At 36.4% G+C, this 21,934-nt stretch carries 19 protein-coding genes; 12 read left to right on the top strand and 7 right to left on the bottom strand.

Features of this window, described 5'->3' with window-relative positions; all coding sequences use genetic code 11:
- Positions 1-116: 116 nt before the first annotated feature.
- From PL77_RS07030 to PL77_RS07015, 4 genes are all read right to left on the bottom strand, one after another.
- Complete coding sequence (locus PL77_RS07030) at positions 117-683, bottom strand: LUD domain-containing protein (protein WP_044203372.1); 567 nt, start codon at positions 681-683, stop codon at positions 117-119.
- Position 684: 1 nt separating this feature from the next.
- Positions 685-2,055: a LutB/LldF family L-lactate oxidation iron-sulfur protein gene (locus PL77_RS07025; RefSeq protein ID WP_044203213.1), complete on the bottom strand. Its 1,371-nt coding sequence runs from the start codon at positions 2,053-2,055 to the stop codon at positions 685-687.
- A complete protein-coding gene (locus PL77_RS07020) occupies positions 2,039-2,812 on the bottom strand; it encodes a (Fe-S)-binding protein (protein WP_044203210.1) in 774 nt (257 codons plus the stop codon). The genes PL77_RS07025 and PL77_RS07020 overlap by 17 nt, the downstream gene beginning before the upstream one ends.
- Before the next feature lie 477 nt (positions 2,813-3,289).
- Positions 3,290-4,174 (bottom strand): class II aldolase/adducin family protein, encoded by an 885-nt coding sequence (locus PL77_RS07015; RefSeq protein WP_044203208.1) that lies wholly within the window; start codon positions 4,172-4,174, stop codon positions 3,290-3,292.
- Positions 4,175-4,380: 206 nt separating this feature from the next.
- On the opposite strand from PL77_RS07015, the gene aldA reads away from it, so the two are divergent.
- From aldA to PL77_RS06975, 8 genes are all read left to right on the top strand, one after another.
- The gene (gene aldA, locus PL77_RS07010; protein ID WP_044203206.1) at positions 4,381-5,847 is read left to right on the top strand and encodes an aldehyde dehydrogenase; all 1,467 of its coding nucleotides are present in this window, start codon (positions 4,381-4,383) and stop codon (positions 5,845-5,847) included.
- 83 nt (positions 5,848-5,930) lie between these two features.
- A complete protein-coding gene (locus tag PL77_RS07005) occupies positions 5,931-6,110 on the top strand; it encodes a hypothetical protein (RefSeq protein WP_044203204.1) in 180 nt (59 codons plus the stop codon).
- Positions 6,111-6,302: 192 nt separating this feature from the next.
- Complete coding sequence (locus PL77_RS07000; RefSeq protein WP_156152280.1) at positions 6,303-7,493, top strand: DUF6786 family protein; 1,191 nt, start codon at positions 6,303-6,305, stop codon at positions 7,491-7,493.
- Between the two features lie 152 nt (positions 7,494-7,645).
- Positions 7,646-8,563 (top strand): AraC family transcriptional regulator, encoded by a 918-nt coding sequence (locus PL77_RS06995; RefSeq protein WP_044203370.1) that lies wholly within the window; start codon positions 7,646-7,648, stop codon positions 8,561-8,563.
- 341 nt (positions 8,564-8,904) lie between these two features.
- A complete protein-coding gene (locus PL77_RS06990) occupies positions 8,905-9,345 on the top strand; it encodes a nuclear transport factor 2 family protein (RefSeq protein ID WP_082026432.1) in 441 nt (146 codons plus the stop codon).
- A gap of 9 nt (positions 9,346-9,354) precedes the next feature.
- Positions 9,355-9,783, top strand: a complete 429-nt coding sequence (locus PL77_RS06985) for a nuclear transport factor 2 family protein (protein WP_044203200.1) — start codon at positions 9,355-9,357, stop codon at positions 9,781-9,783.
- A gap of 27 nt (positions 9,784-9,810) precedes the next feature.
- The gene (locus tag PL77_RS06980; protein WP_044203199.1) at positions 9,811-10,719 is read left to right on the top strand and encodes an alpha/beta hydrolase; all 909 of its coding nucleotides are present in this window, start codon (positions 9,811-9,813) and stop codon (positions 10,717-10,719) included.
- Between the two features lie 317 nt (positions 10,720-11,036).
- On the top strand, positions 11,037-11,633 hold the full coding sequence (locus tag PL77_RS06975) for a hypothetical protein (RefSeq protein WP_044203197.1): 597 nt from the start codon (positions 11,037-11,039) through the stop codon (positions 11,631-11,633).
- 217 nt (positions 11,634-11,850) lie between these two features.
- Here PL77_RS06975 and PL77_RS06970 read toward each other — a convergent pair whose 3' ends face one another.
- Together PL77_RS06970 and PL77_RS06965 are read right to left on the bottom strand one after the other, a co-directional pair.
- Entirely contained in the window at positions 11,851-13,671 is a 1,821-nt protein-coding gene (locus PL77_RS06970; protein WP_044203194.1) for an arylsulfatase, read from the bottom strand.
- Positions 13,672-13,876: 205 nt separating this feature from the next.
- Positions 13,877-14,905: a LacI family DNA-binding transcriptional regulator gene (locus PL77_RS06965; protein WP_044203189.1), complete on the bottom strand. Its 1,029-nt coding sequence runs from the start codon at positions 14,903-14,905 to the stop codon at positions 13,877-13,879.
- A gap of 229 nt (positions 14,906-15,134) precedes the next feature.
- Between PL77_RS06965 and PL77_RS06960 the strand changes: the two genes are divergently transcribed.
- From PL77_RS06960 to PL77_RS06950, 3 genes are all read left to right on the top strand, one after another.
- Positions 15,135-16,913 carry an L-fucose isomerase gene (locus tag PL77_RS06960; protein ID WP_044203186.1) on the top strand — a complete coding sequence of 593 codons (1,779 nt, stop codon included), beginning with the start codon at positions 15,135-15,137 and terminating at the stop codon, positions 16,911-16,913.
- 228 nt (positions 16,914-17,141) lie between these two features.
- On the top strand, positions 17,142-18,539 hold the full coding sequence (gene fucK / locus PL77_RS06955) for an L-fuculokinase (RefSeq protein WP_044203183.1): 1,398 nt from the start codon (positions 17,142-17,144) through the stop codon (positions 18,537-18,539).
- A 339-nt stretch (positions 18,540-18,878) separates the two neighbouring features.
- Positions 18,879-19,925: a GntR family transcriptional regulator gene (locus tag PL77_RS06950; protein WP_044203181.1), complete on the top strand. Its 1,047-nt coding sequence runs from the start codon at positions 18,879-18,881 to the stop codon at positions 19,923-19,925.
- Positions 19,926-20,053: 128 nt separating this feature from the next.
- On the opposite strand, the gene trpA is transcribed toward PL77_RS06950, so the two are convergent.
- Positions 20,054-20,830, bottom strand: a complete 777-nt coding sequence (gene trpA / locus PL77_RS06945) for a tryptophan synthase subunit alpha (RefSeq protein ID WP_044203177.1) — start codon at positions 20,828-20,830, stop codon at positions 20,054-20,056.
- 226 nt (positions 20,831-21,056) lie between these two features.
- Here trpA and dapF point away from each other — a divergent pair, with 226 nt between their 5' ends.
- Positions 21,057-21,836 (top strand): diaminopimelate epimerase, encoded by a 780-nt coding sequence (dapF, locus tag PL77_RS06940; RefSeq protein WP_044203175.1) that lies wholly within the window; start codon positions 21,057-21,059, stop codon positions 21,834-21,836.
- Positions 21,837-21,934 lie beyond the last annotated feature (98 nt).

Here is a 21,934-nt window from a genome sequence, read left to right as displayed (position 1 = left end):
GAAAACTTAGTTTACAGTGTATTTAAGAAGGTAATTAAAAAGAATGCGTGATTCTTTATGAGATGTTCTATTTTCTGTGAACAATAAGGGTAGACACCATGGTCTACCCCTTCTTTTTATTTTTGGATAAAGACAGTCAACGATTTGGCACCATGAGCACCTTTTACTAATGACTGCTCAATATCTGCTGTTTTGGATGGACCTGAAATAAATACTCCATATCCACTTTGTCTTGGTTCTACATAAGTGTACGCCTCATGCATATTCCAGACTACTTTTTGATAAGGTAAAACAATCATCAAATGAGAACCAATGGCGGTCAATGCTCTTTCTGTTAAAGCATCTCCTTCTATCCAAATTGCTCCATTTTCTGCTACACCTAATTCTCCTTCAATCACCGAAAGGTTAAGATCTGCCATTTCAGTATTTTCTAAAGTATTGGTATAACCTAGTTCCGAAATAGAAGAATAAACAGGTCCTTCTTCCGCTCGTTCAGCGACAAGCTGTGCTAATGCTGCTTTGTCTTCACTGATGATAACTTCCACACCCAACGTCTCCAATGTTTCCAAGAAGAAGCTGTGTTTATCATCGGATAGTCCTTCAAAAATAGGCACCAAAGGCTGAGCTTTAGAAGGTAATTGAAGGCCTTTTATGTTATTTAAGATTTTTTCTTTTGCTGTCATTTTATGAATTGTTTTTCTTGTACCAATCATCAAATGTTTGTGTAGGAACAGGAAGTTCCCTCTTAATTCCCCAAGTATTCAATGGATTATAAATCAACACTCTCGGACCTTTCAAGAAGGTATTTCCTACTTTACTGATCATCTTAAATAACTTAGGATTTCCCATAGCTTTTCCTACCATTTTCATACTCAACTTCTTGGCTGGATCATAATTGGTTTCTTCCATAATGATCTGTCTCCATTTATAGAGTTGTGTATGAATATCAATTTTCACTGGGCAAACATCACTACAAGATCCACATAGTGTAGAAGCAAATGGCAACGAGCTATGTTTCTTCAAGTCCTTTCCTGGAGATAAAATAGAACCGATTGGGCCTGGAATAGTATAAGTATAGCTATGACCGCCACTTCTTCTGTAAATCGGGCAAGTGTTCATACAAGCACCACAACGAATACAATTCAATGATTTTCTGAAATCATCTCTACTCAATTGTTCCGTTCTACCATTATCTACTAAAACAATGTGCATTTCCTTACCGTCTTTTGGCTTATGGAAATGTGAGCTGTAAGTAGTAATGGCTTGTCCTGTTGCACTTCTTGCTAACAACCTTAAGAAAACCCCTAGATGCTCTACCTTAGGAATAATTTTCTCGATCCCCATACAAGCAATATGAACTGGAGCTAAATTGGCTCCCATATCTACATTACCTTCGTTGGTACAAACGACAAAACCACCCGATTCAGCCACTGCAAAGTTGACTCCTGTAATGGCCGCATCGGCTTGTAAAAACTTGTCTCTAAGATGTTCTCTTGCTGCTCTTGTTAAGTAGGTGGGGTCAGTAGCTCCTTTTTCAGTATTAAGATGCTCATGGAAAAGCTCACCTACTTCTTCCTTTTTCTTATGGATGGCAGGTAGTACAATATGACTTGGATGTTCTTTGGCCAACTGCACTATGCGTTCACCCAAATCCGTATCTACCACATCAATATCATGTTGGTTGAGGTGGGGGTTTAAGCCACATTCCTCCGTCAACATAGACTTACTTTTTACAACGTTTTTTACGTTGTGTTTTTGAAGAATAGACAATACAATATCATTGTGTTCTTGAGCATCTTTAGCCCAATGTACATGAATGCCATTGGCTTGTGCTTGTTCTTCAAATTGCAATAAATATTTATCTAAATGGGATAATGTATGTGCTTTGATTTGAGCTGCAATCTCTCTTAGCTCTTCCCATTCTGGAATACCGTGTGTTGCTTTATCTCTTTTTTCACGAACAAACCATAAGGCTTTGTCGTGCCAAGAAACTCTTTCAGGGTTTTTATTAAATGCTTTCGCCCCTGCCGGATGATTTTTATACTGCGTTGACATAAGCTTTTTCTTTATCAGTAGTTGTTGAGTTGATTTCTGAGGCTAAAATCTCAGCCAAATGAATCACCTTAATTGGTAGCTTTTCACGCTGAATGATACCATCAAGGTGCATTAAACATGACATATCCCCAGAAGTGATGTATTCAGCTCCTGACTCGATATAATCCTTCAATCTATCTGTACCCATTCGTACTGAGATGTCTGGTTCGGAAACACTAAAAGTACCTCCAAATCCGCAGCATTCATCCGCTCTTTTGGGTTGGATCAATGTTACTCCTGTTACCTGCTCCACGAGTACATCTTGCTTTGAAACATCACAAGTTACTCTTTCCGAACATTGACCCAAACGCATTCCCCTTAGTCCGTGACAGCTCTTATGGATTGCCACTTTATGAGGGAATTCAGCTTGAAGCTCTTTTTCTTTCATTACATCATAAATGAACTCCGTTAGATCAAATACTTTATCGATCATTGGGGCCATAGTTGGATATAAATGAGCTCCATGCTCTCTTACGTGTAAGACACAACTTGCAGAAGGTCCAACTACGTAATCAAAGTCTTTAAAATTATCGTAGAATACTTTAAGAGCATCTACTCCATCTTTTTCACATCCTGAATTGGCCATTGGCTGACCACAACAAGTTTGACTCAATGGGTAAGTTACATTTCCATACTTTTGTAATAGCTTAAGCGTAGCTTTTGCTACTTCAGGATAAAACTGATTTATATAGCAAGGTATAAATAATCCAATTTCCATAACTGTTGAACTAAAGGTTAGGGTATAAGTTTAATCAAGTATTAAATGGTTGTTCTTGTTTGATAGTAGAGCGCTGAACGAGTCCTACTCTTCTTTTGGAATCTATCATTGAAGAACGTGATTAGGTTAATTTTCAATCAAATAATTTCTATTCCATTTCGAATCAACAATCTCACAAACTGAAATGGAGGCGGATCAGCTTACAACCTTAAGGTATTCTAAAATCTTCCATTTCATCATTGATGAACAGTTTAAATCTGTTCAATTGGTTTGAAAAAGTATTGCTTGCATAAAAGCAAGCAATACTTAAGTACTAGAAGTACTTATTAGTGATCTCTGTTAAGCTAAAAATAAAGTCACTTTTGAAAAAATTGATAATCCTTTTCAATTCCAACTTAACAAGTAGGCGTCTATAGCTTAAAAAGTTGAATAATGTAATTAAAAAAATGAGTCACACTATTAACCGACACACATCAATTATCTTCTGTTGATTACTTTTGCTTTCTTGTAGAAGTCATTTTGAAGTAACTCATCATCAGACCAGTTAGAACGCTTATCGTACATTCCTAACTTCTCTCTGATAGCAATCATATCACGTGCTTTTTCAATACCTACACAAGAAATCTCAGGAGAAACTGTAGTCGATACTGCTACTGTTTGACAGATTGCCTCTACGTTTTCCATTTTCCAGTAAGCATCTTCAATATGGCTACCCCATACAATCACACCGTGGTTTTCCATTAATACAGCTTGGTGATCAATTGCAGTTTCTCCCACTACTTCTGCACACTCTGGTGAACCTGGCGTTTCATATTTTGCTAATCCCATTTGACCTAAGAAAATATCAGCTTCTGGAATTACACCTGTTGGAGGTACAATTGAGGCAATAGCAAAGGCAGTACCGTGAGGAGGGTGAGCATGAACACAAGCTTTTGCTGTAGGCATTCTTCTCATAATGGCTAAGTGCGTCATCACTTCACTTGTTCTTGGACGGGTACCTGCTTTTTGGTTACCTTCCATATCCACCAAACAGATATCTTTTGGCTTCATTACTCCTTTAGAGATTAAAGTTGGCGTACATAAAACTAAGTTATCACCAACTCTAACAGTGATGTTACCACCGTTACCATCTACATAACCTTTTTGCCATAAACGCTTACCTGCGAAACAGATTTCCTTCTTTAGTTTCTTGATAGGCTTAGAGTTAAAGAATAACTCTACTTCTTCTCTCGTTACTGGGTCATTCCCCTTTTCCCAGTTATATTCTAATTGAGGTAGTTCTGGAGTGATTTTCCAGTTACTTCCTTCTTGTATATCTTTCTTTGATTTCTTTACTTTCTTTATTGGTGCAACTGCATTCATTTCTTCAATTGTTTTGTTGTCTGTTTTCTAAATTATACCTCAAACTTAGCGGTATTAAAACAGGAAACTATCCTTTGGTTTCCTGTATAAAAAGCAGGAAAGTACAGGACATTTAGTATAAAATATAGTCGTAACTAGCAGTAAGTTCAGAGAACATGAACATCCAAATATTGAATTATTACACATATTTTTAGACGATAAACACTATGTCAAACTACACTTATGACGTTGGGACAGATGTAAAAACTTACCAACAATATATTGCGGGCTCTTTTTTCAGTACAGCAGATCACATTGAAGTTTTGAACCCTTGTAATGAGGAAGTAATTGCCCTTGCTCCAAGAGGTACAAAAGAAGATGCAGACAAAGCTGTAGCCGCAGCAAAGGCCGCTCAACCTAAATGGGGATTATTACCAGCAGTAGAAAGAGCGGAGTACTTAAAGAAAATGGCACAGGTGATTAGAGAAAACCGTGTATTTTTAGCTGAAACTCTCGCAACTGAGCAAGCAAAAGTAATGGGCTTAGCACAAGTTGAAATTGATGTTACAGCAGTTTATTTTGACTATTATGCTGGTATGGCAAGGTCTTACGAAGGAGAAATCATCCAAAGTGATCGTCCAAACGAGCAAATGATGTTACATAAATTACCTATCGGTGTAGCTGTAGGTATTTGCCCTTGGAACTTTCCATTCTTTGTGATGGCACGTAAAATTGCTCCTTCTTTGGTAACAGGTAATGCATGTGTAGTAAAGATTAGTGAAGAAACACCAATGGTTTGTTTAGAATTCGCTCGTCTTATTGAAAACATCGGTTTACCAAGCGGTATTTTAAGTATCATCACTGGTTACGGACACGAAGTTGGACAGGCGCTTTCTGAAAATCCAGATGTAGGAATCATCAGTTTGACAGGTTCTGTAGGAGCAGGTCAGAAAGTAATGGAAGCAGCTGCTAAAAATATTACTAAAGTTTCTTTAGAATTAGGTGGTAAAGCTCCTGCTATTGTATGCAAAGATGCAGATTTAGACTTGGCTGTAAAAGCTATTGTAGCTTCAAGAGTAATCTTCAGTGGTCAGGTTTGTAACTGTGCAGAGAGAGTATATGTAGAGGAAGAAGTGTATGAGGAATTCATGACAAAATTACTTCCTGCAATGAAAGCAGTAAGAGTAGGCGATGCTCGTACTGATGCTAAAGCAGATATGAGTGCTCAAATCAACAAAACGCAATTATTGAAAATTGATGAGTTGGTAAAAAGAGCTGTTGAGCAAGGTGGTGAAGTACTTTTAGGTGGTAGAATATCATCTAAATTCGACAAAGGATACTACTATGAACCAACAGTAATTGCCAATGTAGAGCAAGATCATACGATCATGCAAGATGAAACGTTCGGTCCAGTACTTCCTGTAATGAAAGTTTCATCATTCGATCAAGCTATTGACTTTGCAAATGACAGTGAGTATGGATTGACTTCTTCAATTTATACAAACGATATCAATAAAATTCTTCGTGCAACAAAAGAGTTGTTGTTCGGTGAAACTTATGTAAACCGTGAAAACTTTGAGGCTATCCAAGGATTCCATGCTGGATTTAGAAAATCTGGTATCGGTGGAGCAGATGGTAAGCATGGTTTAGAGGAATACTTACAAACTAAAGTAATGTATATCCAACAAAATTAATTTTGATAAAGCGTTTGGGGTGTGCCTATTAGGCATGCTTCAAACACTTTACCCATTTTTTTAACTAATAAATAATACAAAGTATGACACTTTCAATTCAGAATAACATCGACGAGCAACAGATCATTAAATCAATACTTCAAAACGATCTAAAAAAGAAAAAGTGGCTCAAAGCATCAAAATGGTTAAAAACACAGATGATCAAATGGGAAATTGAAAATAACAATGCAAAATTTTCTTCATTGGTCTATACTGAAAAGTAATCTTCTTTCTTAGGAAAGAACGAAAAGCAATAGGCTTTACAGAAGTCTACTCTTTTCATACGACTAACAAACGGATTCATTATAATTTACACACGAATATATAACTATGAAAAACTCTTCATCTTTTATGATAGAGTTTTTTTTACTTTCAAGATTAAAAGAAATACAACTCCCATAAAGCACTGAATACAAATGAATTATTTTATAAAAACTATATTTATCATGGGTTTAACCGCTTCATTAAGTTGTGACAACAAACAAGAATTACAAAAAGGATCATTTGGTTATGATGTATCTTTTCTAAAAGACCATCAGTCCACAATCGTATTAGAAAACAGTACAGGAAAAAGTAAAGTGGCCATTGTTCCTGCTTATCAAGGGCGAATTATGTCAAGCTCGGCACAAGGAGACAGTGGAAACAGCTATGGTTGGCTGAACTATGAAGCTATTGCTTCAAAGGAATTACAAGAAAAAATTAATGTTTATGGTGGAGAAGATCGCTTTTGGCTAGGACCTGAAGGCGGACAATATTCAATTTTCTTTGATCCAAAAAAGGAATTCACTTTTGACAATTGGCGTACACCAAAGGAAATTGACACAGAAGGTTTTGATGTCATTGCTCAATCTTCTTCAAAAGCTGTTTTCGAAAAGGAAATGAAACTCACTAATTATTCTGGTTTTCCTTTCCACATTTTGGTAAACCGTGAGGTAAGTATCTTCGAAAGGTCAGAAATAGAAGCAAAATTAGCCTTGGACCTTTCAGACATGGAGGTGGATTTTGTGGGATTTGAGTCTGTCAATACCATTAAAAACATAGGCAAGCAAGCGTGGAATAAGGAATCTGGCTTATTGTCGGTATGGATTTTAGGCATGTTGAAACCCACTGACGAAACGGTTATCATGGTTCCCTTTAAAAATGCTCCTGCTTATCAAAGCTATTTCGGTGCTATTCCTTCTGATAAATTAAAAGTCAGTGATGAACTGATTTTATTCAAAGGTGATGGTACACATAGAGGTAAGATTGGTCTGAGACCTGAGAATACAGTGCCACTTTTAGGAAGTTATGATGCAGAAAAAGGAGTACTTACAGTCGTTCAATTTAGTTTCAATGATGATCAAGACTATGTTAACTCTATGTGGGAACTGCAAGATGAACCCTACGCCGGAGATGCTGTAAACACCTACAATGATGGTCCATTAGAAAACGGTGATCAGTTGGGACCATTTTATGAATTGGAGTCCTCTTCTCCAGCAAAAGCATTGGGGGTCAATGATTCCGTAATACATCATCATGTGACTTATCATTTTGAAGGGAAGGAAGAAGATTTAAATAAAATTAGTCTGAAGCTCTTCAAATCAGATTTAAAAGGTATTAAAATCTAATCAAGACAGGTGTTGATAGCTGTCCTGATTAGATATAAAAGATAATTCACGTCAGATTTTTAGCTCAACTTCAATTTTTGGAGTTGGGCTTTTTATTTTTAAAATTGAAGTTCCTTAGTTTATTAAAATTATTCACTTTAATCCTTTGTCTTTTGAAGCATTTCAAAACCATTTCAGAATATTGTCAAGCCATTGGAATCGACGCTCCTCAGCATCCTCACTTTGATATCCGTAACTTTGAGGATAATATGGGGAAAGTGGTCGAAAGTATGCCTGCATTTCGTCATGAGTTTTATTCAATTGCTATAAAAGCAGATGGTGGCGGAAAGGCAATTACTGGACATCATTCTGACTTTCCTGAAGGAGTAACCATCTTTTTTAATTCTCCTTTTCAAATCCTCTCCTGGGATATTGTACCTGACTGGACGGGCTACTATATTGTGCTTTCACAAGATTTCCTAGCTTCCTCACATTACTATGATCGTTTATTGGATGATTTTCCTTTTTTAAAAATTGACGAATCCATTCCTTTTGAAATTGATCAACAGGATTTACCTGAAATTATTGGAATTTATCAGCGTATACATCAAGAATATCATAGCGATCATGAGGACAAATTTCAGTTTATACAAGTATACGTCCTCCAACTACTCCATCAAATCAAGCGTCTTTTTCAAAAAAATGTCAATCATGAAGTCGCTAATGAACAAATACGTTCTGCTGATCTGAAACTGCTTTCAAGATTTCAAAAACTCATCAAAACGAGTTTCTACCCGGATGCACAATTGGAGACTTTTGCCAACTTACATTCCCCTTCCTATTACGCTGGATTACTCAACATTCACCCTAATCATTTGAATGCAGTTGTCAAATCTATCACAGGAAAAACAGCATTAAACCACATTCATAACCATATCTTGAAACTAGCAAAAGCAGAATTGCTTCAAACCAATAAAAATGTGAAGGAAATTGCTTACAGTTTGCATTTTGAGGCTCCTAATAACTTCAGTGCATTTTTTAAAAAAAACACTACAATAACTCCAGGAGCTTATAGAAAGAAAGGAGAGTAAATTAAATTATCGTCAACTTTCAAGCTTCTTTTCTCTTCGGTTTGTCTTGAAGCAAAAAATTCAAAGCTTTGAAGTCAAAAGCTAAATTTCATTTCTCTCGACTATTAAAAGGTTAACTCGATCAAAACTTCATCGTTTTGAGATGCTCAAACAACAAAATCATTTATTTAATAAAGTAACTCTTCGATTTATCTCCCCCTCTTCTTTCCTATAAAACACTTTTATAACTCATCCTTTGAAATTTATACTTCTTTCTTTGAAACGGAAAATTCATTTAAAACAATGCTAACGACATTTGTATTGTTCAAAAAGAAAAACAATAACCTTAATTGCCAAAGCTCATGAATTCCGTAGAAAAAGCTGTTACACAAATATTTATCGCAACTGACCAACAGGATTGGGAAAGACTTGAAGTCATTTTTGCCAATCAGGTGGAGCTTGATTATTCCAGTATGAATGGAAATCCTGCTACAACACTATCTCCTCAAGAAATCACAAGTGCATGGAAAGGCATTCTTCCTGGTTTCACGCATACGCATCATCAATTGGGAAATATGATTTCGACTATTGAAGATAACAAAGCGCAGGTTTTCTGCTATGGTACTGCTACACATTTTTTGGAAGATGAGAGAGGAAATGTCTGGACAGTTGTAGGTACTTATAACTTCGAGTTAGTATTGATAAGTGATGAATGGAAAGTGAGTAAAATGAAATTCAATTTTAAATACCAAGATGGTAACACTTCTCTTCCTCAAAAAGCCATCGAAAACATAACGAAATAACCCATTATCATGAGTATTCAAATAGATCAAATGAAAGAAAATACTATTGCGTTCTTGAAAGCATTAGAAGACAAAGACCTCTCAAAAGTAGTGGCATTATTTGCTGAAGACGGTGTTCATATCAACCCTTATCACTCTGGTTTATTTCCAGAAGGAGCCAAGGGAAGAGAAGCAATCAAAGCGTATTGGGAACCTGTTTTTCCAAATTTTGAACAAATGCTTTTTCCTATAGAAGAACTTCACGTAATGGAAGCATCAAAGATGACATTCGTGAAATTCAAAGGTAAAATTGAATTGAAAGAAAATGCGGGATGGTATGAAAATGACTACTACGCCACTTTCAAATTTAATGAAGAAGGCCTTATTACTGAATACGTAGAAATATTCAACCCCATAGTAGCTGCTAAAGGTTTCGGCTTATTGGATCAAATTAAGTAATCACACAAAACACTACCATTTATTGATATGAAAAAGATTAATTTTAAAAGCGAAGGATTTAATTTATCAGGTCACTTATTTTTCCCATCTAACTACACTGAGGGAACACAATACCCTGCCATTGTTGTTTCTGGAAGTTGGACTACTGTAAAAGAGCAAATGGCTGGATTATATGCTGAAAAATTTGCTCAAGAAGGCTTCATTACCTTAGCATTTGACTTTAGAAACTATGGTGAAAGTGAAGGCGAACCAAGGTTTTGGGAAAACCCTGAAATGAAAGTAGAGGATATCAAAAATGCCGTTTCCTATTTGCAAGGTCTTCCTGAGGTAGATTCAAAAAGAATTGGTGCTTTTGCCGTGTGTGCAGGATCAATGTATACACTAATGGCTGCTTCGGGTGATGATAGAATTAAGGCAGTTGTAACTGCTGCGTCTTGGTTGCAAGACGATGAGGCGGTGAAACTGTTTTATGGTGGAGAAGAAGGTGTGAATACTAAAATTGAAGCCGCTCGTAAAGCAAAAGAAGCATTTGCGAAGGAGGGCGTGGTAGAATATATCGAAACAATTTCTACTACCAATACGGCCGCAGCAATGTATGGTAATTATGATTATTATTTGAACCCAGAAAGAGGTGGTGTGAAAGAATGGAGCAATGATAAATTTGCAGTAATGAGCTGGGAAGATTGGTTGACATTAGACCCAATGCCGTATGCTCCCAAACTTCAAGCACCCACATTAATGATTCATTCTGACGGTTGTGTACTTCCTCAATACACTAAAAATTTCTTCGAGAAAATTGCCACTGATGACAAAGAATTAGTTTGGTTAGATACTGAATTAGAGTCTCCAATCCAACAGTTTAATTTTTATGACCAGGAAGAAGAAGTAGGTTTAGCGGTTGCTAAAGGAAGCGATTGGTTTAAGGCGAAATTGTAATTCTTATTAGAAATCGGAAGATTTCTAGTGATCTAAACAGTTGACGCTATCGTTTAACATCCGTGCCATGGGTCTATGTACTTTTAGCGCAGATGTTAAGCGATAGCGTCATTTGTATTTTAAAGACCGTAAGAAGTTTCGGACTTCTACAATACAGATTAAATACATACACTTTTAAACAAAACAGCATTAAAATAGAATAATTCTTAGATCATATATAAACTATTAACTTTTTTATAAACAATACAAACCTAATTCAGTTCTCTTGTGGAATGCTCACATCGCAACTACTCTTTTCTAACTAAAAGTCTAATCTGATGAAAACTATCGTTTTACAACTCATTGCCTTATTCCTTATTTCCTCTTGTACTACTACAAAAACAGCACTTGTAGTACCTCCTAACAGCAGTATTGAAATTGATTATCCTAATATGGATGTCTTTAGAGCTAGTATCAAAAATGGTGGTGATGACGTAGGAATTGCTGTATTGTCTAAGTCAACTGAACAGCAAATAAGAGGGTTTGGCTTAGCTCCTCGAGCAAATGCAGATGTAATGGTAGAAAGGGAAAATAAATTGACTGTCAAAAACGAGATGGATCACTCTGTCACTATCAAATTAAAAGTCACCAAAGAAAGTAGAGCTGTTTTTGAAAAACAGGGTGAATACGTGAGCTTTACGCTTCGAAATAAAAGTGCTCAATCCATTCCATTGATCATTCCGACCGTCATGAACCCTAATCTATCGCCCTTTTCTAAAAGTGGTGTAGATTTAAAAATGGGACAAGAAATTTTATTTAGAATGAAAGGTCGCAATTATAACCTGCTTACTGTTGACAAGAGTATTAGTAACGGTGATGAAATTGATGTGGCTGACCTTCTAAAAAATAGAAAGAGAGAATTAAACCTTGATTAACAGGATGAAAGTACTAAGATCATAATAGGCCTGCCCTTAATACTACTTTTGAATCATTTTCCCCTACTATCTACTTAATCCATTTTGTTCAATCACACCTAAATAAAAAGACTACCACAAAAAATGTGGTAGTCTAAACACTTTCCAAAACACCGTAATTTAATGTTGGCAAAACTAAAAAAGGTGCCTTTGTCTAATTAATAGAAATTTACTGCGACTATATAGTTTCCGTTTTCCCTTCAACATAAATGTAGAAAGCATTTGTCTCTGTTCCATCAACAGTTGTAAACCAAGCTGTCAATTCTGTATCACCTTTAGTTAATTTCGTTTCTATAGTTGCAGAAGGCAATGTGTTGTCTACTTCTACAGAATATACTTTTTCTCCTACTTTCAAGTGAGCGGTTTTGAATTGAATCGCCTTACCGCTTACCCTCGCATTCGTAGCTTTTGTTGCAGGATATGCATCTTCAATTGAAGCACCTAATGCTAATCCACTTTCTTCAGGCCATCTGCTTAAGTCGAACTTATAAGTACCTTCTTTTGTAAAATTGACTAATATCTTTGCGGGCTCCATTGGCTTACCTGCACGAATCAATCCTTGATTCCAAGGAGGGTTAACTCCTAATGGCGTATGGGCATCGTGACAAGTCAATACATCTACTGAATCTACTCCTAGATTAATGATAGAATATTTCGTTTCCTTGATCATACCATCCCACCAAGTATTATAGAACGCATCCATTTTAGCTACTCTCTCTGGATATTGAGCTGCAAGATCTTTCGTTTGTCCTGGATCTTCAGAGATGTTATAAAGTGCTTTTCCATCAATCAATCTCCAATCTCCTTGCATCACACAACTTTGCTTTCCTTTTCTTGGCCAAGGAATACGTTGTGTATCTACCACTAACATACGATCTTTTGGTTTTTCTTCTTTTTGAAGATAAGTACTCACATCCACACCGTCCATTTCTTTTTTAGGCTTGAAATCAATACCTGCAAACTGTGTTAATGTAGGTAATAGATCTACATGAGCGATCAACTCATTTAAATGCTTACCACCTGTAAGTTTACCGTTTGGCCATCTGATAATAAAAGGTACTCGGTGTCCGCCATCATAATGACTTGCCTTGGTTCCTCTCATACCTGCATTGTAACCGTAGTATTTCTTTGTCTTTTTATTTTGCTTGTATCCTGCTGCAGTACCATTGTCTGAGGTGAAGATCACAATAGTATTATCAGCAATTTTCAATTCATCCAATTTCGCTAATAACACTTTGAAGTTGTCGTCAATATTAGTGATCATTCCATAAAACCTTTTTTGAGTTTCCAGAAGGTTTTTCTCTTCAGCATATTTATTATAATACTCATCAGGTACATTGTAAGGACCATGAGGAGCATTTAAACTCAAGTAAGTGAAGAAGGGCTTGTCTTTGTTGTCTTCAATAAATTGGATGGCTTCGCTAAACCATACATCTGTACAATAGCCTTCTTGCTTTTCTGGTACTCCGTTTCTAAAATAAGTATCATCAAAGTAGTCATTGTTCCAGTAGTCTGGCGTTTGTCCAACACCCCCGCCACCATGATAAAAGGCTACATCAAAGCCTTTATCATGTGGTCTAAAGGGGTGGTTGTCTCCCAAGTGCCATTTTCCAAACATCCCTGTGCTGTAACCGTTCTGTCTGAAAACTTCTGGCATTGCTAGTTCATCTCCATTGAGCATTGATGCTCCCTTAATTGTATGCCACACACCATTTCTATTCGGATTTCGTCCTGTCATCATGGCTCCTCGTGTAGGAGCACAAGTTGTTGACACATGATAGTTGGTTAAATTGATAGCTTGTGTTGAAAAATTATCAATTGCAGGAGTCTGGATAATTTTATTCCCAGTATTTCCCATATCACCGTACCCTTGATCATCAGTAATCACAATAATCACATTAGGCTTACTTGTTACATCTTCTTTTTGACTTACTTTTTGGCATGATGCCAAAAACATCATAATGCAAATCACTGTAAGAGTGGAAAAAATTGTTCTCATCTAAAAAATATTTTTGTAACTGAATGGGTTGAAGTATTACAAATCAAAAATACTCAATCTATTATTCTATTTTGATCAGCTGAAAATAATACGCTACATAATGTAATATGAACGATCTCTTTTTATCGTTTGAATTCGAAATAATAGCAATACTTAAATAAAAACACTTCTAAAATAAATTTATCAACTCTTTATATTTGCTCGCTCACTTCGTGCTTTCTCTCTTCAAATAAAAGGTATTGACCATGCTTGTCTGATACTGATAATTTTCTCCTTTTCTATTTTTGTCCATTTCATCCAATAATAAATAAGAAGCTTGAACACCCATATGCTCGGCAGGTTGATTGATGGTGGAAAGTTTTGGAGAAGTGTAGGTTGATAAAGGGTCATTGGCAAATCCTAATAATGATACATCATCAGGAACACTAATATTTTTTTCTTTTAAAAGTTCTAAGGCTTGAAATGCATAATAATCATTGAAGCAAGTGATCAGGTCGATATCTTCAATAGTATATTTTCTCAATAAATTACGGAGACCTGATTTCACTTCAGATTCATGTTCACACTTAATGATAAAATCTGGGTTCACTTCTATTCCTTTTTCTTTTAATGCTTCTTGATATCCTTGCAAGCGACTGAAAGATGTAGACACTTCTTCACTTCCTTTGATATGTACAATATTCTTACATCCTTTATCAATAAAATCGGATACCGTTTCAAACATTCCTTTAAAGTCATCACTCACTACATAGTTGGCATCAATCTCTTCATAAATACGGTCCATAAATAGAAGTGGAATACCTTCGTCTTGAATATCGATCAGAAAGGATGGATCTTCATGATCATAAGATAGGAAAATGATAATTCCTCCAACGTGATAAGATGATAAAGCCTGACAAGCTTCTTTTTCTTGAGCAGCCGAGTTACCCGCTGTTGAGATAATAATTTGATACCCTTTGTCATGCATCACTTTTTCTATCCCTTTTAATACTCTAAAAAAGAAATTGGTATCGAAAGTTGGGAAAATCACACCAATAGTCTTAGTATCCTGTTTCTTAAGCCCTTGCGCCAATGGATTGGGTTTGTAGTCCATTTTCTCTGCCAAAGCTTTCACTTTTGCTTTGGTCTTGTTGCTAATTTTTGGATGATCATTTAATGCTCTTGAAACAGTAGAAACATTCATTCCTATCGCTTTGGCTAAGTCTGTCAGAGTAGATTTCCTAGATTTTTTCATCACATCATGATTAGGTTTTGATGCTCAATGATACGTTTTGAAGCGTAAAAATGCAAACGTTTGCATTGTCTTTTCATTTTCAGCCCTCTATAATTGTATCATCAACACGAAACAAACAACAATAGGTAACTCTTCAAAAATCTGAAATGAAATGTTGATCAAATGCATATGTATAAAACATATACTAAGTTTTTGAGGAGGACATCGGAACTATATATATAATACAATTATGATCTTAACAGCATCTAACTTACCAAAGATTGGTATCCGCCCTACAATTGACGGCAGACTAGGAGGCGTTCGTGAAAGCCTTGAGGAACAAACAATGGAAATGGCGAAAACCGTTCAGAAGTTCTTAGAGGAAAACCTAAAATACCCAACAGGTGAAGCTGTACAATGTGTGATTGCAGATTCGACAATTGGTAGAGTAAGAGAAGCAGCAGAATGTGCTGAAAAGTTCGCAAAAGAAAACGTGGGTGTGTCTATCACTGTAACGCCATGCTGGTGCTATGGTAGTGAAACAATTGATATGACGCCACACATTCCTAAAGCAATTTGGGGATTCAATGGTACAGAAAGACCAGGTGCTGTATACTTAGCGGCAGCATTAGCGGGTCACTCACAAAAAGGTGTTCCAGCTTTCAGTATCTACTCTCATGAGGTACAAGAAGCTGGTGATACTAATATTCCATCTGACGTTCAAGCAAAATTATTAAAGTTTGCGAAGTCAGGTTTAGCAGTTTCTATCATGAAAGGCAAGTCGTATCTTTCTATTGGTTCGGTATCAATGGGTATCGCGGGATCAATCGTAGATGAGACATTCTTCCAAGAATACCTTGGCATGAGAAACGAATATGTAGATATGTCTGAGATCTCAAGACGTATCGAAGAAAACATTTTCGATCAAGCAGAATATGAAAAAGCATTGGCTTGGACAAAAGAATACTGTGAGGAAGGTATTGACTTAAACGAAGAAGGTGTTAAGAGAACAGATGCTGAAAAAGCGAAAATCTGGGAGAAAGTTGTGAAAATGACTTTGATCTGTAAAGATTTAATGCAAGGCAATGATAAATTAAAAGAGGCAAGATTTGGTGAAGAGGCTTTAGGTCACAATGCCATTGCTGCTGGTTTCCAAGGACAAAGACAATGGACTGACTTCCAACCAAACGGTGACTTTATGGAAGCGATCTTGAACTCTTCGTTCGACTGGAATGGTATTAGAAATCCATACATGATGGCTACAGAAAATGACGCTTTAAACGGTGTTTCTATGCTATTCGGATACCTATTAACCAACCAAGCACAAGTATTCTGTGACGTTAGAACTTTCTGGTCTGCGGACTCCATCGAAAGAGTAACTGGCGAGCGTTTAGAAGGTTTAGCAGGTAACGGTGTGATCCACTTGATCAACTCAGGTTCTGCTACATTAGACGGTACTGGTCAGCAATCAGATACTGAAGGTAACCCAGTAATGAAGCCGTTCTGGGAAATTACAGAAGAGGAAAAAGAAAAATGCTTACTGAATACGAAATGGCCTGCCGCCATTCACGAGTACTTCCGTGGCGGTGGCTATTCTTCTCAGTTCTTAACAAAAGGTGGAATGCCTGTCACTATGGCGAGAATCAACATCATCAAAGGTATAGGACCTGTACTTCAGTTGGCTGAAGGATGGAGTGTTGATCTTCCTAACCATGTGCACAAAGCATTAGACCAAAGAACAAATGAGACTTGGCCTACGACTTGGTTCGTTCCAAGATTAACAGGTGAAGGTGCGTTCAAAGACGTTTATTCAGTAATGGCGAACTGGGGTGCTAATCACGGTGCATTCTCTTACGGTCACTATGGCGAAGAATTAATCACTTTAGCGTCAATGCTTAGAATCCCTGTTTGTATGCACAACGTGGATACGAACAATGTATTCAGACCTAGCTCATGGGCTGGTCACGGAATGGATGCTGAAGGGGCCGATTACAGAGCTTGCTCTAATTACGGGCCTTTATATAAATAGGAAGACTATCATCACTAAGAGCACATTAAAGGCCTAAATTTTAGTAGTGATAATTCTTCATTTTAGGTTGTGAGGAAATTAATTTTTGAGAAAATAGTGGTGCTATAGTTGATAAAATTAATAAACTCACGTTCTGAAAGGATGGATTATCACTAAAAGGGAGGTCTTAAATGTGCTCTGAAGGCTATCAATTTTGGTAGCCTTTTTTCATTAAAAAATTAATCTATTATGACAAAAGATTTAGCGGTTGTTCTGGATTGTGGAGCGACAAATATCAGAGCCATTATCCTTGATAAAGAAGGACAAGTAGTTGCAAAATACGCTGTAAATAATAACTCTAGACCTGATCCTTCGAACGAAGAGTATACGATCTGGGACATTGAGGAAATTATGGACAAGCTAAGCTACTGTTCTCAAAAAGTAATCGAATTAGTAGACCATAAAAGAATTGCGAGCATTGGTATCAGCACATTTGGTGTAGATGGTGCTTTTGTGGGTGAAGACGGACAATTATTAAGTCCTGTGATCTCATGGAAATGTCAACGTACTATTCCAGTTCTTGATACTATAGATAAGTATTTTTCTAAAGAAGAATTATTGATGAAAACAGGTGTGGGAGCATTCAGTTTTAATACCATCAATAAGATGATCTGGTACAAGGAAAACCAAGCGGAAACGATTTTGGAAGCCAAGCACTGGTTATTTATTTCTTCTTTGATTGGCTATAAATTGACAGATCAGTTCTATACGGATCACACCATGGCCGGTACTGCTCAGTTATGTAATTTAGTGTCTCAAGATTTCGATCAAGAGATTTTAGATAAAATTGGTTTAGACCGCGACCTTTTCCCTGAAATGAAATATGCAGGAGAAAAAGTGGGTGAATTAAACCAAAGTGGTGCTCAGTTATTAGGTCTTCCTGAGGGAATTCCTGTAAAGAGTATTGGTCATGATACGCAGTTTGCCTTATTCGGTGCGGGTGTTGATCTGACAAACGCTGTATTAAGTTCGGGTACTTGGGAGATATTGATGGTACAAGCCAAAGAAGTAAACCTAAAACCGGAATTAGCAGAACACGGAATTACGGTAGAATTTGACCCTGCCAAAGGACAATACAACATCGGTCTTCAGTGGATGGCATCTGCCAATATCGAATGGGTGAAAAATACTTTCTTTGCTGATCTTGCAGATGATGTAGTATACCAAACGATGATTGCGGAAGCTATGAAATCTGATTTGGAAGCAGACGTTTATCAACCAAAGTTACAACCGGATCAAACGATCAATATTTCTTCATTAGAGCTTTCTTCTAATCGTGGAGACATCTTCAAGTCATGTATGCAAAGCTTAAGCAAGCAATTGAAAAAAGCGGTAAGCATCTTGGAAGACGTAGGAAACTTCAAAGTAGAGCAAATCACTGTAGTAGGTGGTGGTGCCAAAAACGATTATTGGAATCAATTGAAGTCGAACGAAACCAACTTAAAGATTCAAACCATTCAGGAAAAAGAAACAACCGTATTAGGAGCTTCTTTCTTCTTGTTTGACGAAACTGCTGAGGAAATCAGATCAAGCTACCAATATAGCTTCACCAATTTCGAACCTCAAGAGAATATAATTCTTATTTAAGGAAAGAGGGATGAGGTAAGAGGTAAGAAGGAAGAGATTATTCTTAAAAAAATTTACTGTGAACACCTAAAAAGCGGTATTCACGTCAAATCGAAAGAAAACTGTTGATACTTTTTAGTAAAGTGTAATCATAATACTTAACTCTTCCCTCTTAATTCTTCCCTCTTCCCTCCACAAAAATGCTCAATTCTTTCCAAATAATATTCAGAATGTAAAATATCGTACATTTTGTACTCCGAATATTATTTTATATTTCTTTTTGAAAATTTCTACTTAACTTCATAGTGCAAATAAGAGTTGGAACACTCAACTTCGATAAACACACCTACCGCATAAACAATGACTGATTACGTTGAGCAGTTGTCTACCATTTTTCAAGAAGAAAGTAAACAGAATGTACCCAAGTATGTTCAATTAAGTAATACGTTCAAAAACCTAATCAAACTAGGTGTCTTAAAGGCTGAAGACCGTATGCCTTCTTTTAATGAATTAATCTATAATCTTGATGTATCAAAAGATACAATTGAAAAGGCCTATAAAATTCTGAAAGAGGAACACTTTATCATTAGTGTTAGAGGCAAAGGTACTTTTGTGATGAGTAATTCGTCTTTAGGAAAAATAAAAGTATTACTCATATTTAATAAAATGAGTAGCTCCAAGAAAAAGCTCTATGAATCATTTGTCAAAACATCCGAGAACCACTTAGAAACGGATTTACTTTTACATAATGGTAGCTTATCACATTTGAAGAAAATCATCACTGAACAGAAAAACAACTATAACTATTTTGGTATAATTCCCATTTTCAATCAGGTAGACGATATAGATGTTGAAAAGGTACTGCAACTCCTTCCCTCCCATAAATTGTTATTGCTGGGAAGAGCAGAAAGTAACCTTAGTAAAGAAATACCAAGTGTGTACGAAGATTTTTCTGAAGATATTTTCAATACTCTTCAACAGAATATCAAACCCATACTCAATTTTGAAAAAATCCATCTTGTCATTGCCAAAGATAGCACCAGGGCCTTGAGAGACATTTGGTCTGGATTTGTACGTTTCTGCATACATTTCAACTTACCTTACAATGTCACCTCACAATTTAAAGTCGGCGAAATTGTAAAAGACACTCTCTATATTAGTACGGATGACCAAGACCTAACCAATATCGTCAAAGATTGTAAGGCCAATAATTTTGTATTGAGTAAAGACGTAGGAATCATCTCTTATAATGATTCTCCATTGAAAGAAGTGGTCGGCGGTGATGGTATTACAGTGATTACTGCATCTTTTAGAGATATGGGAAAAATTGCCGCTCTTCAGATTATCAATAAGAAACTGGAAAGTGTGAAAGTTCCATTTTTGATGAAGAGAAGGGGGTCTTTGTAGGGAAGAGGGATGAGGTTAGAGGTTAGAGGTTAGAGGTGAAAATCTATAAAAGACGGTGGTATAGAGCATAAAAAAATGCTATCAGGCCTAAAACCCAATAGCATTTCTATATCATAAAAAGAGAAAAATTATTCTCCTCTAATTCCTTTTACGAAAGTATTAATATCAGCAGGCAGGTCCTTTGACTCCTTGATCAATTTTACGAAAGCAGAACCGATAATAGCTCCATTTGCGTAAGATGACGCTTGCTTGAATGACTGATTGTCTGAAATACCAAAACCGATCAATCTTGGATTTTTCAAGTTCATGTCTTCAATTCTTTTGAAGTAATCTACTTGAGTATCAGAAATTCCTGTTTTTGCACCGGTTACACTTGCAGAAGATACCATATAGATAAATCCTTCAGTGTTTTCATCAATCTCACGGATACGCTCTTCAGAAGTTTGAGGCGAGATCAAGAATGTGTTTCTGATACCGTGCTCATCAAACATCTTTTTCAAGTTCATTTGATATTCGATCATTGGTAAATCTGGAACAATAATACCATCAATACCTACTCTCTGAGCATCTTTACAGAACTTTTCTAATCCGTATTGCATAATTGGGTTAAAGTAACCCATTACCACTACTGGTACTTGTACCTCTTCTCTGAAACCCTCTAACTGTTCAAATAACTTATGCATAGTCATACCGCCATCCAAAGCCACTTGGTTACTGTCTTGGATTGTAGGGCCATCCGCTACAGGATCTGAAAAGGGAATTCCAATCTCAATCAAGTCTACACCTGAGTCTTGAAGTGCTTTAAGAATTACTCTTGTATCTTCTAACTTTGGAAAACCTGCTGTAAAATAAATGTTTAAGACGTCTTCTTTCTTTCTCTGAAATAATTCATCAATTCTATGCATAGTTCTATCTGTTTGTTTTGTCACGAAAGTTACGGATTAAACATCAAAGTAACACTCTTACGGTTTGAATTCTTATCGGTAAACCTACACATCTACAATTATTTGCTTTTTTTTCAATAATTATCTCAATATTTTTGTAGTGTAAAGGAACTACACTTGTGAATAAATTTAAAATCACACCCATCCTTTCGATAATTTATAATAAATCATAGAATCTGATAACAAAATGATAAACTTCTGGAAATACCAAGGCGCAGGAAATGACTTTGTAATGATTGATGACAGAGACAATAAGTTTGACATTAATGATTATAAAAAGGTGGCTTTCTTATGCGATAGAAGGTTCGGTATTGGTGGCGACGGCCTTATCCTTATCCGTTTGAAGGAAGGATATGATTTTGATATGGTTTATTTTAATGCAGATGGACACCTTGGTTCTATGTGTGGCAACGGCGGTCGTTGTGCAGTTCGTTTTGCACATACTTTAGGTTTATTCGAAACCAAAACAAAGTTCTGGGCTGCAGATGGTGAGCATGAAGCTGAGTTGGACGAATCCAATACCGTACATTTAAAAATGAACCCTCCGGGTGAAATCGAGGTAAACGCTGACCATTATTTTATGGATACAGGTTCCCCACATTATGTTCGTTTTGAAAGTACTCTAGAAAACTTTGATACGGTTGAAGAAGGAAAAGCAATCCGTCATAATGAGCGCTTCAATGAAGAAGGTACGAATGTCAACTTCGCTGAAGTAACAGGTGATCAAGCACTTACTGTTTATACTTTCGAAAGAGGTGTTGAAGATGAAACCTTAGCTTGTGGTACAGGTGTAACCGCTTGTGCAATTGCTGCTAATATTGAAAAAGGAATGGCTTCACCAATTGCTATAAGAGTAAAAGGTGGTAACCTTGCTGTTGGTTTCAACAAAGTGGAAGATAAAAAATACGACAATATCATTCTATCAGGGCCAGCAACCCCTGTCTTTGAAGGAAAGATTGATGCATAAATGAGTGATAGAGTAAAATCTCTACTCTGAAAAATAGCCTTTATCCAAGATTTTTATTTGGATAAAGGCTATTTTTATACCTCAATATTTGCACAAAA

Origin of the sequence: Flammeovirga sp. OC4, from assembly GCF_000812565.1 — a bacterium.
Taxonomy (GTDB): Bacteria; Bacteroidota; Bacteroidia; order Cytophagales; family Flammeovirgaceae; genus Flammeovirga.
The sequence above is the reverse complement of the archived record's forward strand: the minus strand, read 5'-3'. Positions and strand labels throughout refer to the sequence as shown.